The sequence below is a fragment of the Bradyrhizobium sp. CCBAU 51745 genome, from assembly GCF_028128715.1.
GTDB classification, from domain to species: domain Bacteria; phylum Pseudomonadota; class Alphaproteobacteria; order Rhizobiales; family Xanthobacteraceae; genus Bradyrhizobium; species Bradyrhizobium manausense.
Genome location: NZ_LBJP01000001.1, coordinates 319,787 through 336,392, shown reverse-complemented (window position 1 = coordinate 336,392; position 16,606 = coordinate 319,787). Strand labels below are relative to the sequence as shown.

The following is a 16,606-nucleotide window of genomic DNA, read 5'->3' as shown; positions in this document are numbered from 1 at the left end:
CGCAGTCCGGCTGAACGCGACATGGACATCGTAAGCGCCCTGGCGGTACTGGTGCGGGTCACCGAGACCGGCTCATTCTCGGCTGCGGCGCGCGAGCGCGACGTCAGCAAGGCGGCCGTGGCGCGGCAGATCTCCTCTCTCGAGGAGCATTTTGGCGTTCGTCTGCTGCACAGGACGACCCGCAAGCTCAGCCTGACCGACGACGGACAGATGCTGCTCGATCTCGCGCGCCCGGTGCTCGAAGGCATCGAGACCATCGAAGCTGCGCTTGGACGACAGAGCGCATCGCCCGTGGGCCTGGTTCGCCTCGGGATCATGGTCGCGGCCAGCCATTTTCTCGCACCGCGACTGCCGGCGCTGCTGGCGAGCAATCCCGGCCTCAAGGTCGAACTTGTTGTAAACGACCGGTTCGGCGACATGATCGAAGACCGCCTGGACCTGGCCATGCGGGTCGGGGACATCGTCGATGCGTCCCTCGTCGGACGGCGGATCGGGATAGCGGCCCGTGTCGTGGTCGCGGCGCCCAGCTACATCGCAGCGCACGGCGAGCCGCGCAATCCGGTCGAACTCGCAAGCCATCCCTGCATCATCCACGACATCGGCCCGGGATCGGACATCTGGGCCTTTGCAGGGCCGGACACCGCGCGGGAGGTTCGTGTGTCGGGCGGCATGCTCGCCAATGATGGCGCCGCGGTCCATCTTGCGGCTCGTGTCGGATATGGCATTGCCTTTCTTCCGCTCGTGCAGGTGGTCGATGACCTCCGCAGAGGCGATCTCGTCCGTCTCTTGAGCGACTATCCTTCGCCGGGACTGCCCTTCAGCCTGGTGTACCCGTCACGCCGACATCTGGCGCCCCGCACCCGTCTGGTAATGGATTTCGTCATCGAGCAGGTTCGGCAGATCCGCACCGAACAATCGGCCTTGTCCGAAGAAGCGATCGTGTAGCTCGAAGAGGTCGCCTGCAGCGGCGGGTCGTTCCAACATTCACGACTTTATTCACGCCATGTGCCCGACTGGTCGATTGGATTGGCTCAATCCGCGAGACAGTCTTTCGCGCTGTGTCTGCTTTTTCCGAACGCTGGCGCCGGGTAACCGTCCGTCGGTTTCATCACCGACCCGAACGCACGGAGAGTAGACATGACCAAGACGATCGCCTTGAGCACCATCGCAGCGGCGGCGCTCGCCGCTGCGACGTTCTGGGGCATGGCAGAGCCAGCAAGCGCGAAGAACTATGAGTTTTGCCGCGTGGATTACACCTTGGGATCGCCGCGGAATTGCGGCTTCGATACCATGGAGCAGTGCCTTGCCATGATTTCCGGTCGCGGCGGAAGCTGCACGCGCGATCCCTTCTATCAGGCCGAGTCCTTTGCATACGCTCCGAAAAACAGCGGCCGTCGACACCACTAAGGCGTTCCCGATCTTGCCGAGCGTTCTGGCGCAAATTCGCGCCAGAACCTTGCTCTACTAGGCTGGCGCACCGCTGGACAATGTTCCTGACTTCGTTAAGTGTCAGGTCTTTGGACTATCAAGAGCAAAAAAATGTTGGACCTCTTGAAGAGAGGCACCGAAGAAAGCTTCGGTCTGATCGAGCGTGAGCTGCGGTGCGGACTGTGGAGCTGGAATCTGCGTACCGATGAGATGCACTGGTCTCGCGGGTATCATGATCTTCTGGGCATCGAGCCGGGAAAGGTAGTGCCATCCTTTGCGGCGATCCTCCAGGTTACCCATCCGGACGATCGAGGCGCGCAGGCCGAGGTGGAGCGGGTCATCCAAGAGGCCTCGACCATCAGACGGAAATTCCGCGTCATTCGCCGCGGCGGCAACATCGCCTGGATCTATTGTCAGATCATCGTCTTTGTTGACCCGGAGGGGGCGGCGGAGAAGGCCATCGGTGTCTGCACCGATATCACGACCCGCGAGGATCAGCTCAACCGGCTGCGGATTGCTGACGAGCGGTACCGTGCCCTGATCAAGGCTGCGGGAGCCGTGGTGTGGATCGCCAAATCGGACGGTCGAATCCACGAAGTCGTCAATTGTGATCATGGCAGCCAGATCGTTGCGTCCGAATCTGGCTGGCTCCAGCTCGTCCATCCCGATGATCAGGAGAAGATGCTCAGAGTTTGTGCGGCCGCGAGCCGGGAGAAGCGTGGCTATGACGTCGTGCACCGCTTTCTCCAGGCCGACGGTACTTTCAAATGGAAGCGTTCCACCGGCCAGCCGCTGCTGGATGATGCAGGCAATATCAAGGAGTGGCTGGGGATCAGTGTTGATCTCGACCGCAATACGGCGCGCGCCGGTGCCCACCGCATCACGGGGGCGCAAATCAGGGCCGCGCGCGGGATCGTGCGGTGGTCGGTCAAGGATTTGGCGCACGCTGCGGGGATCTCGCGTGCGACCATTCGGCGACTGGAAGAGGCGGACGGCGCTCCGCCACACAACGATCCGGCGCTTGCCGGCATCGAAGCCGCGTTTGCGAGCGCCGGTGTCGAATTTTTGTTTCCGGAGGCCGGAAAACCGGGTGTGCGTCCTCGCTAATTTGGCGCATCGCCGGGGCTGATTCCGCAAGATTTGTCGCTGCATTCGCCTATCGATGACCATCACCGCAAATTTGGCTCTAAACTGCCGAAGTGAGGTGCGCGGACACAGGCAATGGGCGCGCAATTCGCTTCGCAGCCGCCAATTTTGCCTAACAGAAGGTTAGCAGGGTCGGCATTATTGTTCTGCACGTGGAGCTCCGGCGAGACGTGCAAGCATGATGACGCTAATCATTCGATATCTCGGAATCGACACGCGCACTCAGCTTCTGGCCGAGCGGCTGTGGGGCTTGCTCGACGAATCGAGTGACCTCGTCATCGCGGACTTCTACCGGCGCACGCGGCGGTCGCACGTCGGCTTCCTGCTGGATGAGCGCAGCATCAAGCGGCTCATGGTCAAGCAAAAGGAGCACTGGCATTCGCTGTTCAACAGCGGATTCGATCAGGCCTATCTGCGCGGGGCGACCAAGGTCGGAATCATGCACCGCGAACTGGGCCTCGATCCCAGGTGGTACGTCGCCGGTTACGCCCTGATGAAGTCCCGGTTCACCGAACAATTGCTGTTCGACGCCTCGATCCCACCGCCGCTCAAGGTGGCGCTCGTCGTCACACGCGAAAAATACGTGGCCGTCGACATGGCGCTCACCCTTTCAAGCTATTCCGACTGGCTCGTCGACTGAGCCGGTTCGGTGCCGGATTCCCGTAGTTCTTTTCACGGTCACTTTTGAAAGGACCAGACCATGACGGACCTGCCCGCCTGCGCCACCTCCGATCAGCACGCCCAGGCGAGACTGCGCTTCATGGGAATTGCGCCCCGCACGGGGGAGCTGTTGCGGGAATTCTGGGCCATCGCCGAGCCGGCCGTTCCACGCATTCTCGACGGTTTCTACCGGCACGTAACGAGTGAGCCTCAGCTTGCCGCGTTGATCGGCAACGATATTCCCAGGCTGAAATCAGCCCAGGGCACGCATTGGGCGCGGCTGTTCAACGGGCGGTTCGATGCCGAGTACCTGAAGGGTGTCCGTGCCATCGGCATGATCCACAACAAGATCGGCCTGGAGCCACGTTGGTACATTGGTGGATATAATTTTGTCCTGAACCAGCTCGTGGCGCTCGCCACGCGGCGCTATCGCTGGAGGCAAAGGCGCCTCTGCGAGATCCTGAGCGCGGTGAATTGCGCCGTGATGCTCGACATGGAAATCGCCATCTCCGTCTACCAGGAGGCAATGCTTGCCGAGCGGGAAAGGCGGCAGGAGAAGGTCCGCGCTGCGATCCGCAGCTTTGATTCCCGGATGAAAAGGGTGTTGGACACCGTCGATGGTTCGGCGGACAGTCTCCAGAGCGCAGCCAATGCCATGGCGGCAAGCTCCTCGCAATCGACCCAGCAGTCCGGCGCGGTGGCGGCAGCTTCGGAAGAAGCGTCGACGAATGTGCAGGCGGTTGCCGCATCCACCGAGCAACTGACCTCGTCAATTCAGGAGATCGGCCGTCAGGTGTCCGACTCGACCAAGATCGTCCGGATTGCGGTCGAGCAATCAGCGCGATCCGGCGACACGGTCCAGAGCCTTGCGAAGGCGGCGCAGCGGATCGGCGACGTGGTTGAGCTGATCAGCACAATCGCGGGACAGACTAACTTGCTTGCTCTCAATGCCACAATCGAAGCCGCGCGAGCCGGGAAGGCCGGGCGCGGCTTCGCTGTCGTTGCTTCCGAGGTCAAAGCCTTGGCGGAGCAGACGGCGAAGGCTACTGGCGAAATCGGAGAGCAGATTCTCTCGATTCAGGGCGCAACCAAGGAGGCGGTGGCGGCGATCCAGGATATCGGCCGCACCATCGGCTCCGTCAGCGAGATTGCGACCGTCGTAGCGGCGGCCGTGGAAGAGCAGGGCGTTGCGACCGCCGAGATTGCGCGAAATATCCAGCAGGCAGCCCAGGGCACGCAGCAGGTATCCACCAATATCACCGGGGTGAGCCAAGCCGCCACTGAAACTCGGCAGACAGCGGCAAGACTCCTGGGCGCGTCCGAAGAACTCTCGGTGCAGGCTGCGGCCCTCCGGTCGGAGGTGGAAACGTTCTTTGCCGAAATTCGAGCAGCCTAGCGCAACATTCAAAAGTCTGGCGGCACAATGACTCAACCAACGATCGATTTCGGGGTCGGCGGACGCGCGCCGAAGCGCGAGGTGAACTGGGAGCAGCTGCTCCACACCGCCATCGAAAGCAGCTCTCATGGCCTGTGTGTCTTCGATTGGCGATCCAGGCTGGTGATCGCCAATGAACAGCACCGCAGCCTCTATTCGCTGACGTCCTCGCAGGTCTCGCCGGGTCGCCCCGCCGAGGATGTTCTCATAAGCCGCCATGCCCGGGTGGTCGGGGCGAAGGCAAATTGGCCGGCTATCTGGCGGCCATAGGTCGGCGCGAAGCGTTCCGCACCACCTATGAATTGCAGGACGGGTCGTTCGTCGAGCTCGATATGCATCCGATGTCGGACGGTGGCTTCGTCGAACGGCACCGCGATGTGACCGAGCTTCGCCTCGCAATGGTCCGGGCCGAAGAAGCGAGGCAGGAGCTGATCGAGAGGCAGTACGCAATCGACCAGGCCGTCATTGTCGCGATCACGGACGTTCGCGGCACGATCACCTACGCCAACGATCGGTTTTGCGAGATCAGCGGGTACAATCGGGAGGAGCTGGTTGGAAGCAACCACCGTCTCCTGAAATCGGGGGTTCATTCATCGCAGGTTTTTCGCCAGATGTACCGTTGCCTCGCCCGAGGAGGCGTCTGGCGGGGCGAGCTGTGCAACAGGGCCAAAAGTGGCGAGCTGTACTGGGTCGACACCGTGATCACGCCCCAGCTTGGCCCTGACGGGAAGCCGGTTGCCTACATGGCGATCCGGGTCGATATTACTGCCCGAAAGAAGGCCGAAGCGCAGCTCAGTCATGCGGCCCGCCATGACGCGTTGACCGGTCTTCTGAACCGTGCTGCTCTTCTGGACGATCTTTCGGAACGGCTATCCCGAGTACAGGCAAGACGGCAGCAGCTGATCATTTACCTGCTTGATCTCGATGGCTTCAAGCATGTGAATGACACGCTCGGTCATGCCGCCGGCGATGCATTGCTCAAGCAGCTAAGCGGACGTCTTGTCTCGGTTGTTCCAGAAACTGCCCTGATCGCACGCCTGGGCGGTGACGAATTCGCGATCGTGCAGTCCAGCTCCACCGACGATCGTAAAGAGACCGAAGCGCTCGCGATCGATCTGCTGCAGGCGATCGCCATACCGTTCTCGATCGAGTCGCAGGAGGCCTCGGTCGGCGTCAGCATCGGCATCTCGATTGCACCGTTGCATGGTGTTACGGTTCCAGAGCTGCTCTACAAGGCCGACTTGGCTCTGTATCGAGTCAAATCGGACGGGCGCAGCGGATTTCATGTCTTTGAAGATGAAATGCGCAGCCGCGCGCAAGACCGCAATCGGCTCGTCAATGAGCTCCGGGCTTCGGTTGCGCGCGGCGAGTTCGAGCTCCACTATCAACCTATCTGCGAGGCCGAATCCCTGCGGCCGCGCAGCGCGGAAGCGCTGGTGCGATGGCGCCATCCCACTCGGGGCCTGCTTTATCCAGATGAGTTCATCGGAGTTGCCGAAGATAGCGGGCTGATGGAGGCATTGGGACGGTGGACCCTGGAAAGGGCGTGCGCAGACGCCGCATCGTGGCCCGCGGAGCTCAGGGTTGCGGTCAATTTGTCTCCGGCTCAATTCCGGGGAGGGCTGCTGTTCGACTCCATCATCGGCGTGCTGATGAAAACCGGCCTTCCGCCGCATCGGCTCGAGCTCGAAGTGACGGAATCGATGCTGCTGCAGGACAGAGAGGAGAATCTCCTGTTGTTTCGCCGGTTGAAGGACCTTGGAATAACCTTTGCCCTGGATGACTTCGGCGTCGGCTATGCCTCGCTGGGTTCGGTCGTCTCATTCCCGTTCGACAAGCTCAAGATCGACCGCTCGTTCACGAGCGAGCTGCCGGGCAAGCCGGCGAGCAGGGCGGTCGTCGCATCCATCATGACATTGGCCCGCGGCCTCGATGTGGAGGTCACGGCGGAAGGTGTTGAAACAATGGAGCAGCTTGCGTATTTGCGGGGTCAAGGAATCGATTCGGTGCAGGGCTATCTGCTGGGCAAGCCTGCGCCATTTGGCCCGCTGGAGAGGGCGAGCGCGGTTGTCGGATGCAAGCCGGGCTTGTGAACCGGCGCATGGTTGACGCTCAGCTGCTTGATCCTGACATCATGCCCCTGTTTTGCCCGACGGATCAAGCGATTTTCGTAAAAGACGAAATATCGCAGCGGCGTCAATGCGTCGGCTACTGTGCATGGGGTTGTTTTTCGAGATTGAGACAGAAACGGATAGTCACGGCACTACCAGCTTCTTGCGGATCGCATACCGGACCAGTTCGGCCGTTGACGACATTCCGAGCTTGCGCATCGCCGAGGCGCGATGGGTCTCGACCGTCTTCACGCTCAGCTTCAGAACGACGCTGATGGATCTGTTGGTATGCCCTTCCGCGATCAATTGGACGATGCTTTGCTCGCGCGACGTCAGCAGCATGCCCGACTTGCCCTGCTTGTTGAGCTGGTAGTCGTGCAGGAGCTTCTCCACTAGGGCGCTGGTAAAATAGGGTCTTCCGTCGAGCAGCGCCTCGATCGCGAAAATGAGGTGCTTCTTGGCATCCGACTTGAACAGAAAGCCGCGGACGCCGGCCAGAACCGCTTCCGTCAGCAGCTCCTCGTCCTCATGCATCGTCAAGATCAACACTTCCGTACGCTGATGGAGCGCCCTGAGACGGCGACTGACTTCTAGTCCGTTGATGAGTGGCATCGAGTAGTCGACGATCACGATGTCCGGCCTCGCCTCCACGGCCAACGCGATGGCCTGCTCGCCATTGCTCGCTTCGCCCGCAACAATCCAGTTCGGCTGCATTTCAACGATTGCGCGCAGCCCGGAGCGCACGACTTCATGATCATCCGCAATCAAGATGCGTTTCACGGGCGTCGTTCTCGTTGTTCCGGCCACAGTCGAGCAGATGACCGGCGGCGGCAAGGTCGAACGATCCTATCGATCGCACGTCGCAGGATTATCCTGCAAAACCCTGAGATGCTTCTGCGAAGTTACTCAGCTGGCGCCCTCGCTCACGACATCGCCGGGGCCGATGCGCCCTCAGGCCTCGACGAGCGAGGCGCGTACGGCGTATCGGACCAGGCCGGCAGTTGAATTCACGTCCAGCTTGCGCATGGCCGCCGCCCGATGCGCCTCCGTCGTCTTGACACTGAGGTTCAGGATCGTGCTGATGCTTTTGTTGCTGTAACCTTCCGCAACCAGCTTGACGACGAGTTGCTCGCGCGGCGTGAGCCCGTGGGACTGGTCGGCATTGCCGCACGATGTCCGGTTCGCTCCACTCGGGCAACTCACGCTGCAAAACCGCCTATGCACCAGAAGCGATTCGACGGCTGCCAGAAGCAATCTGTTTGCATCCGATTTGACCAGGAACGCGCGTGCACCGGCCTCGAACGCCTGCTCCGCAAGCAGGCCGGAATTGTGCACCGTGAAGATCAAGACTTCCGTCGGCAACGGATATTCCCTGATCCGCCGCGCAACCTCCACGCCGGTCATTCGCGGCATCGAAAAATCCACGATCGCGACATGCGGCTGACTCTCGATTGCCGCGCTCAACACCTTGCCGCCGTCGCTCACTTCGGCGACCACTTCCCAATCCGTTCGCTGCTCGAGCACTGCCCGCAAACCTGATCGCACGGCTTCATGATCATCAGCGATAAGGAAACGCTTCATGTCCGAGTACTCCGGGGTCATTCACACGGCGGCCCGGCTTGAATGGCTCTATTCTCGCCTGCCATCGGTGTTCAGTGTTCTTGTTTCCTCACAGTGTTCTCGTTGCCCCTCGTATCACAGTGCCGGCCTTGCGCGAGTTGCGCCTGTTCGGCGTCAGACCGTGCGGAAAGACGGCGCGAAGTATCGTGCCGGAGCGGTGCGCCGTCGTATCGGAGTAGATCTCGAGCGAACCTCCGATTTGCTGAAGTCTCGCTTTCATTGCGGGAATTCCGACGCCGATCGATATCGCCCTCGCGCCTGGCCTGGCGTGGTCGGCTCGAAACCCGCACCCGTTGTCGCTGATCGTCAGCCGAAGCTCGCTCTTGGCCGCATCAAGGACGATACCCACTTCCGTCGCCTTCGCGTGACGGAACACGTTCGTGAGGCCCTCCTGTACAACTCGCAGGATCGAGCGCTGCTTTTCGTACGGCAACAGATCCACCTCCGGCGCGATTCTGGTCGTGACCCGCAGCGACGTGCGCACCGCGAAACCATCCGCGTAATGCTCGATCGTGGCCTTCAGCCTCTCGAGCGTCAGATTCTGCGGATGCAGCAAATAGGCAAAGGCGCGAATTTCCCTGAGCGCTTCGTCGATCGACGCGTCGATCTCCTGGCAAAGCCGCTCGGTCGCGGCCGGATCGCAAAGGCTCCGCCGGATCCGCATCAGGCCCAGGCTCGCAGCGATCAGATGCTGGCATGTCGAATCGTGCAGATCGGAAGCAATCCGCTGCTGGATATCCTCCTGGATGGAAGCCAAATTGAAGATCGGATGATCCAGCTCGCTGGGGGAAGAGCGATGTGGCTTCACGGCACGCACTCACTTCTCCGGTGACGCTCGACATCGAATCTCAATATCGAGCGTCTCCTGCCTGCCCAACTGGGCGTATCGGACGAATGCGCGCGCCCGTGGGGCACAAATGTTATACACCGTTAGGTTGCGGGCACAAACAAGTTGCACTGCTGCAGGGGCGAGTTCTCGAATCTGTGAAAGCCCACAGGTTCGAGTATGCAGTTTGTGCCGCAGTCGGACATGTGCAAGCGCCGCGAATGGCCTTCACGAACCATACGCGGAGGCCCACGCTTCGCTGCTACGATCGGAACTCGATGATCGTGAGTTCCATCTCGCCTAAAGTGGCGGTCGGCCGTGACACGCCGGCCACGGCCGGTCCACACGATCCGCCTAGTAGTCCACCGCGTCCCTGATGATCGGGCAGGTCATGCAGTGTCCGCCTCCGCGACCCCGGCCCAACTCGGCGCCGACGATGGTGATGACCTCGATCCCCTCCTTGCGCAGCAGCGTGTTGGTATAGGTGTTGCGATCATAGGCGAACACGACGCCTGGTGAGGCGCAAACCAGGTTAGCTCCGCTGTCCCACTGCGTTCGCTCGCGCATATAGGCGTTGCCGCCCGTCTCGACCACGCGCAGCCTCTTCAGGCCGAGCGATTCGGCCACGACCTCCACGAACGGCTTCTCGTCTCTCCGTAGTTCGATGCCGGTGGCATTGTCGGCCGGCCGATAGGAGTACGCCGTGATGTTGTTGACGATGTCGGGATAAAGCAGCACGCAATCGCGGTCGGCGAAGGTGAACACGGTGTCGAGATGCATCGCCGCGCGCAACTTCGGCATGGCAGCCACGATGACGCGCTCGGCCGCCTTCTGCTTGAACAGAGCCGCAGCGAGCTGGCTGATCGCCTGACGCGAGGTGCGTTCACTCAATCCGATCAGCACATTGCCCTTGCCGATCGGCATCACGTCGCCGCCTTCGAGTGTGGCCAGTCCGTGATCCCTGGTCGGATCGCCCCACCAGACATTCACCTTTCCGGCGAAATCCGGGTGGAACTTGTAGATCGCCGTCGTGAGGATCGGCTCTTCGTGGCGCGCAGGCCAATAGAGTGAGTTGAGCGTGACCCCGCCGTAGATCCAGCAGGTCGTATCCCGTGTGTACAGCGTGTTCGGCAATGGCGGCAGCAGATATTCGGTCATGCCTGCCGCTTCGCGGACCAGCTTGAGCGTCTCACCGCCATGTGCGTCCGGGAAATCATGGGTCGACACGCCGCCGATCAGGGTTTCCGCAAGGTCGCGCGGCTTGAGGCCCTCGAGGTAGGAGCGAAGCTCGTCGACGAGGCCAAGGCCGACCTGATCGGGAACGACCTGATTGTCGAGAATCCACTTCCTGGCCTCGGGGATCGCGACCGTCTCCGCCAGCAGGTTGTGCATCTCGACGACGTCGACGCCGCGGTCGCGCATCTTCTGCACAAAGTCGAAGTGATCGCGCTTCGCGTTTTCCACCCACAGCACATCGTCAAACAGCAGGGTGTCGCAATTCGACGGCGTGAGGCGCTGATGGGCGCGGCCGGGCGAGCAGACCATCACCTTCCTCAACTGGCCGACCTCGGAATGGACACCAAAGCGAATCGAAGTGGCCGACGTCTGATTTGCCATGGGAATTCTCCCGGGAGTTTTGCTGCCTAGATCGTAATGTAGCCAGTGGCCAATCCGTGGATTCCGACAGCCGCGCCGACAGCGGCTGCGATGAAGATGCCCCACTCGACAGCTGTGAAGACCTTCGCCTTCCGTTCCAGGCGCGCCCAGAAGTACAGTGCCGTCCCAGGCGCGTAGAGGATCAGGGACAGCAGCAGAAACTTCATCCCGGCAGAGTAGATCAGGAACAGCGTGTAGACGAAGGCGATGCCGGCGAAGATCGTGTCGCGCGTTCGCTCACTGCCGCTCTTCTCATAGGTCTCGCCCCGCCTGACGAGCCGAAGCCCGTAGGCCGCGACCAGGAAGAACGGAATCAGTGACATCACGCTTGTCAGATTGAGCATCAACGCGAACGCGTCCTGCGACCAATAGGTGCTGATGACGAAGAGCTGGACGATCACATTCGTCAGCCACAGCGCCGCGGCCGGGACCTTGTTCGCATTCTCCGTTCCGAACAGGGCTGGCATGTCCCTGGTCCGGCCGGCCGCCGAAAGCACCTCGGCGCAGATCAGGGACCATGCAAGATAGGCTCCGAGCACCGAGACGAGGAGCCCGATGCTGACGAAGACGGCGCCCCAATGCCCGACCACCGCCTCGAGCACCGTCGCCATGGACGGCTGCCGCATCTCGGCGATTTCCGCGCGGGGAAGCACCGCGTAAGGCAGCATGGTGACGAGCACCATGAGACTGGTGACGATCACGAAGCCCAAAATCGTCGCCGAGCCGACGTGGGACCGCTCCTTGGCGTAGCGTGAATAGACGCTGGCGCCCTCGATCCCCAGAAACACGAACACCGTGACCAGCATGGTCGCACGGATCTGGTCGAACAGGCTCTTGTCCGGCATGCCTTCGCCGCCCCAGAAATTGGCGCGGAACATGTCGTATTTGAATGCAAACGCGAGAATGACGATGAAGACCAGGATCGGCACGATCTTGGCGATGGTGACGACCGTGTTGATTGCGGCCGCCTGTTGCACGCCGCGCAGGATCATGAAGTGGAAGAGCCAGATTCCGATCGAGGCGACGACAATCGCGGTCACCGTGTTACCTTCCCCGAAGACCGGGAAGAAAGCGCCCAGGGTCGACTTGATCAGGACCCAGTAGGATACGTTGCCGATGCAGCTGCCGATCCAGTACCCAAATGCCGATAAGAAGCCGGGATAGTCGCCGAACCCCGCCTTGGCATAGGCGTAGACGCCGGCATCGAGCTCGGGCTTTCGCTCGGCCAGCGTCTGGAACACCCGCGCGAGGGTGTACATGCCGCCACCGGCAATGCACCAGGCAAAGATGGCGCCGAACGGGCCGGTGGCGATGCCGAAGGTGCGGGGCAACGAGAAGATGCCCGAGCCGACCATCGAGCCGACCACCATCGCGGTCAACGCGAACAGAGAGAGTTTCTGGATTGACGGCGTCCCAGTCATGGGGAGACCTCGCGACACGAGGGGTGCGCTACATCCCGGCCGATTGACTTGCCCGGTCGTTGCACCATGCGCCTTGGGCACAGCCTGGAATATCGGGTGATCACCTAGTCGAGGGCCGGGATTTCCCTCGCCGGAAACGACGGCTCAAGACGGCGCCGGTGCGGGAGCGCCGGTGCGTTCCTTCTCGCCGAAACAGGCCACGTACATCGTCGGCAGCAGGACCAAGGTCAGGACGGTCGCAACCAGCAGGCCGCCCATGATTGCAACAGCCATCGGTCCCCAGAATACGGTTGGAGCAATCGGAATCATGCCGAGGACGGTCGATACCGCCGTCAGCATGATCGGACGGAAGCGGGAACTGCTGGCATCCACCGCCGCCTCCCAGGGGCTCTTGCCCTGGGCACGCTCCGCATCGATCTGGCCAATCAGGATCACGGCGTTCTTGCAGATCATGCCCAGCAAAGCGAGAACGCCCAGAATCGTGACAAAGCCCATCGGTCTGCCGGAGAGCAACAGGGCCGCGACGACGCCGACCATTCCGAGCGGCGCCACGCTTGCGACCATCAATAGCCGTGGAAAGCTCTGCAACTGGACCATCAGAACCGTGACCATGACGAACAGCATCATGGGCACCACGGCGAGTACGGATGCCTGCGATTTCCGGCTTTCTTCCACGGTCCCGCCGACTGCCACATCGTAAGAGGCAGGCAGCGTCCTCCTCAACTGTTCGATGGCTGGCGACAGAGCACCCACCACCGAATTCGGCAATGATCCGTCGCTGATGTCGGCACGCACTGTCAGCGTGGGAACGCGGTCGCGTCGCCAGATCAGCGGATATTGCTGTTGAAATTCGAATGTCGCAAACTGGCTGAGCGATATTGTCGTTCCACCAGGCAACGGCACTTGAAGCGTCCGCAGATTGGACAGCGACATTCGCTGCTCATCGACTGCACGCGCCACCACGGCGACCAGATAGACATCGTCGCGAACCTGGGTGACGGTTGCGCCTGAAATCATGGTGTTCAGCACGGCCGATATCGCCTGCGAGCTCAGCCCGAGACGACGCGCCTCATCCTGATCGACGCGAATGCGCAGCTCGCGCTGCGGTGTCATCCAATCGAAATTGATGCTTTTGGTGCGCGGATCGGAGGCGACGATCTGCCCGACCTTGAGCGCGAGCTCACGTACCTGCTCGAGATCGGGTCCGCTCACGCGATATTGCAAGGGCCATCCGACCGGCGGGCCGAGGCCGAGAGGCGAAACCGACGCGACCGCAGCCGGAAAGTCCTCAGCGAGCAGGCGCTCCAGCTTCACGTGCAGGCGCTCGCGCGCCGCAACGTCCTTTGCCACGACGACCGCTTGCGTGAAGAAATCGTTCGGAAGCTCTGCATTGAGCGGAAGATAGAAGCGGATTGCACCACGTCCCACATTGGTGCTCCAGTGATGGACATCAGGGTCGCTGGCCAGAGCCGCATCCAGACGCTTCGCTGCCGTCTCGCTGGCAAAGATTGATGCATTCTGTGGCAGGCTGAGATCCACAAGCAGTTCGGGCCGGTCTGACGACGGAAAGAACTGCTGCGGTATCAACGGAAGCGCAAGAACGGAGGCGACGAAGAGCGCCAGCGAGATCGCGATCGTCAACCACTTGGCCCGCATCGCCAGTATGAGGCAACTCCGGTAAAAGCGGAATATCCTGCCGGGCGCAGCGGAGCTCTTCTGTTGCGGTGGAACAAGAATGAGAACGCCCAGCAGCGGCGTGAAGATCACGGCAACGAACCACGACACAAGGAGCGCGATCGCGACCACGGCAAACAGCGAGAACGTATATTCGCCGGCCGAGCTCGCCGCAAAACCAACCGGAATGAAGCCCGCGATTGTCACCAGCGTTCCGGCCAGCATGGCAAAGGCATGGCTACGATAGGCAAACGTCGCGGCGTCGATCTTGCTGTCGCCTTGCGCCAGCCGGTTCAGCGTCGCATCGGTCGTCGTCATCGCGTCGTCGACCAACAGCGCGAGCGCGATGATCAGCGCTCCCAGCGATATCCGTTGCATGTCGATGCGGGCGATCTCCATGATCGGAAACACGATGGCCAGCGTCAACGGGATGGCAAGCGCGATGATGAGGCCCGGACGGATTCCGAGGCTGATGAAGCTCACCACCATGATGATGGCGATGGCCTGCAGGAGCGAGGTCATGAATTCGCCGATCGCGCCTTTGACCACCACGGCCTGGTCAGCGACGAGGCTCGGCTCGATTCCGATCGGGAGGTCGGCGGTGATCTGCCCCATCACGGTCTTGATGTTCCTGCCGAGTGCAAGAATATCGCCGCCATCCCGCATGGCGACGGCAAGCCCGATGGCAGGCTGGCCATTGACCCGGAACATCGGTTGCGGCGGGTCGACATAGCCCCGCCGCACCTGCGCAATGTCGCTCAGGCGAAGCGTGCGACCGCCTGCGACGAAGTTGACGGCGGCGATGTCCTGCTCCGACTGAAATCTGCCTGAAACCCGGATGGAGATGCTTTCCTTGCCGGTCTGGATCGTGCCGGCTGGACGGACGATATTTTGCGCCTGCAGCGCGGCGAGCAGGGCCGCCCGATCGATGCCCAGGGTGGCAAGCTCCTGCTTGGAGAATTCGACGAAGATCACCTCATCCTGTGCGCCAATCAGTTCGATCTTCGACACGTCCGGGATGCGAAGCAATCGGGAGCGGATATCCTCGACATGGTCGCGCAACTCCCGCTGGGTGAAGCCATCGCTGGTAAAGCCGTAGACGATGCCGAACGTGTCACCGAAATCGTCATTGAAGCCCGGGCCGATGACTCCCGAGGGGAGGGTGTGGCTGATATCGCCGATGCTCTTCCTCACCTCGTACCAGGCATCGGAAACCTGCCTTGCGTTCGCGCTTCCTTTCAGGTTGACGAAGATCGTGACGAGCCCGGCCTGGGTGGAGCTGCGCAGGAAGTCCAGATGGGGCGTCTGCTCCAACTGACGCTCGAGCCGTTCCGTCACCTGCTTCATGGTCTCTTCGGCCGTCGCCCCCGGCCAGGCCGCCTGAACCACCATGGTCTTGATGATGAACGAGGGATCCTCGTTTCGACCAAGCCGGAAATACGCCAGGCTCCCGGTGATCACGGCAACCATCATGACATAGACGACGAGCGAGCGATGCTTGAGCGCCCATTCGGAGAGGTTGAGCCCGGTCATGGCTCTGACCCGAGCACGCGCACCTTCTGGCCCGGATGCAGGGCCTGAACGCCCGCGGTGACGATGATCTCTCCGGCATCCAATCCTTGCGAGACGGTCACCTGTGCCTGGTCGAAACGCAGGATTTCAACGTTGCGCGCAGCCACGAGGTTCGTCGACGGATCGAGGATCCACACGGCCGGCTGTTGATTGATCCGCGTCAACGCGGTTGCCGGTATGTCGATCGTCGGCCCGGAGCTGATTTCGACGCGCCCGTTCACCGTCGCGCCGAGCCGCATCGCTGCCGGCGGATCGGTCAAGCCGACCTTGACCTCGAACGTGCGGGTGATGGCATGGGCTTGCGCTGCGATCTGGCGAATACGGCCTTTTGCCGTAATGTTCGGATCATCCGTCAGGCTGACCGTGACCTGCACGCCCTCCGGCGCCGATCTGATCATCTGAGCCGGGATGTCGAAGACGGCGTCGCGGCCGTCCTGTCGGGCGATCCTCGCGATCATCTGGCCGGCCTGAACGACCTCGCCGGCGGGTGGTCCGGTCGCGATGATCTTGCCCGCCGCGTCGGCTCGCAGCTCGGTGAAGCCCACGAGATCGTGTGCCGAACTTAGCTGTGCCTCCGCCGCCTCGACCTGCGACTGGGCCGTTTGTCGCGCTTGCGTTGCCGCCTCGAAATTGGCGCGCGTCGTCCATCCCTGCGCCAAGAGTGTCTCCTGGCGTTCGTAATGGTTGCGCGCTTGCGTCAACTGTCCCTGTGCCGCGGAAAGGGCCGCCTTCGCCTGCCGCAAAGTGTTCAGCTCGTTCTGCGGCTCCAGTTGGGCCAGCAACTGGCCGGCCTCGACCCTGTCACCAAGCTTGATGTCGTTTGCAAGCAGGCGTCCCGAAATACGGAAGGCGACGCTGACTTCGTCCTCGGCCTCCACGCGACCCGTGAAGGTCAACGGCACGACGCCCTCGCGCTTCTCGATCGTCGTGGTTCGGACCGGGCGCGGCGGCGATTCCTTGGTTTCTGTGTCGCGTCCACACGCAGCCAGGATCAGCGCGGAGGCGGCTGCCATCAGGATCGGTGCAAAGACTTGTCGAGGTGTCGTTCGGCGGCCGC

The 16,606-nt window shown here is 61.7% G+C and carries 14 protein-coding genes; 7 read left to right on the top strand and 7 right to left on the bottom strand.

Annotated features, from left to right (window positions below; all coding sequences use genetic code 11):
* Positions 1-21 precede the first annotated feature (21 nt).
* From XH98_RS01610 to XH98_RS01580, 7 genes are all read left to right on the top strand, one after another.
* Positions 22-945, top strand: a complete 924-nt coding sequence (locus XH98_RS01610) for a LysR family transcriptional regulator (RefSeq protein ID WP_271617596.1) — start codon at positions 22-24, stop codon at positions 943-945.
* 192 nt (positions 946-1,137) lie between these two features.
* Complete coding sequence (locus XH98_RS01605) at positions 1,138-1,407, top strand: DUF3551 domain-containing protein (RefSeq protein ID WP_271617595.1); 270 nt, start codon at positions 1,138-1,140, stop codon at positions 1,405-1,407.
* Positions 1,408-1,539: 132 nt separating this feature from the next.
* Positions 1,540-2,535, top strand: a complete 996-nt coding sequence (locus XH98_RS01600) for a PAS domain-containing protein (protein WP_271601538.1) — start codon at positions 1,540-1,542, stop codon at positions 2,533-2,535.
* Between the two features lie 217 nt (positions 2,536-2,752).
* Positions 2,753-3,214 (top strand): protoglobin domain-containing protein, encoded by a 462-nt coding sequence (locus tag XH98_RS01595; RefSeq protein WP_333931495.1) that lies wholly within the window; start codon positions 2,753-2,755, stop codon positions 3,212-3,214.
* 60 nt (positions 3,215-3,274) lie between these two features.
* The gene (locus tag XH98_RS01590; RefSeq protein ID WP_271617594.1) at positions 3,275-4,630 is read left to right on the top strand and encodes a globin-coupled sensor protein; all 1,356 of its coding nucleotides are present in this window, start codon (positions 3,275-3,277) and stop codon (positions 4,628-4,630) included.
* 27 nt (positions 4,631-4,657) lie between these two features.
* Positions 4,658-4,939 (top strand): PAS-domain containing protein, encoded by a 282-nt coding sequence (locus XH98_RS01585; RefSeq protein WP_271617593.1) that lies wholly within the window; start codon positions 4,658-4,660, stop codon positions 4,937-4,939.
* Positions 4,915-6,762: a putative bifunctional diguanylate cyclase/phosphodiesterase gene (locus XH98_RS01580; protein WP_271617592.1), complete on the top strand. Its 1,848-nt coding sequence runs from the start codon at positions 4,915-4,917 to the stop codon at positions 6,760-6,762. The genes XH98_RS01585 and XH98_RS01580 overlap by 25 nt, the downstream gene beginning before the upstream one ends.
* A 162-nt stretch (positions 6,763-6,924) precedes the next feature.
* Here XH98_RS01580 and XH98_RS01575 read toward each other — a convergent pair whose 3' ends face one another.
* The 7 genes from XH98_RS01575 to XH98_RS01545 all read right to left on the bottom strand — a co-directional run bounded on the left by XH98_RS01575 (position 6,925) and on the right by XH98_RS01545 (position 16,562).
* Positions 6,925-7,560 (bottom strand): response regulator, encoded by a 636-nt coding sequence (locus tag XH98_RS01575; RefSeq protein WP_271617738.1) that lies wholly within the window; start codon positions 7,558-7,560, stop codon positions 6,925-6,927.
* A 171-nt stretch (positions 7,561-7,731) separates the two neighbouring features.
* Complete coding sequence (locus XH98_RS01570; protein WP_271617591.1) at positions 7,732-8,361, bottom strand: response regulator; 630 nt, start codon at positions 8,359-8,361, stop codon at positions 7,732-7,734.
* An 88-nt stretch (positions 8,362-8,449) separates the two neighbouring features.
* Positions 8,450-9,217 (bottom strand): sensor histidine kinase, encoded by a 768-nt coding sequence (locus XH98_RS01565; protein WP_271617590.1) that lies wholly within the window; start codon positions 9,215-9,217, stop codon positions 8,450-8,452.
* Between the two features lie 363 nt (positions 9,218-9,580).
* Positions 9,581-10,843 carry an arginine deiminase gene (gene arcA / locus XH98_RS01560; protein ID WP_271617589.1) on the bottom strand — a complete coding sequence of 421 codons (1,263 nt, stop codon included), beginning with the start codon at positions 10,841-10,843 and terminating at the stop codon, positions 9,581-9,583.
* A gap of 26 nt (positions 10,844-10,869) precedes the next feature.
* The gene (locus tag XH98_RS01555) at positions 10,870-12,303 is read right to left on the bottom strand and encodes a basic amino acid/polyamine antiporter (protein ID WP_271617588.1); all 1,434 of its coding nucleotides are present in this window, start codon (positions 12,301-12,303) and stop codon (positions 10,870-10,872) included.
* A gap of 144 nt (positions 12,304-12,447) precedes the next feature.
* On the bottom strand, positions 12,448-15,510 hold the full coding sequence (locus tag XH98_RS01550; RefSeq protein WP_271617587.1) for an efflux RND transporter permease subunit: 3,063 nt from the start codon (positions 15,508-15,510) through the stop codon (positions 12,448-12,450).
* Complete coding sequence (locus tag XH98_RS01545; protein WP_271617586.1) at positions 15,507-16,562, bottom strand: efflux RND transporter periplasmic adaptor subunit; 1,056 nt, start codon at positions 16,560-16,562, stop codon at positions 15,507-15,509. The genes XH98_RS01550 and XH98_RS01545 overlap by 4 nt, the downstream gene beginning before the upstream one ends.
* Between the last annotated feature and the right edge of the window lie 44 nt (positions 16,563-16,606).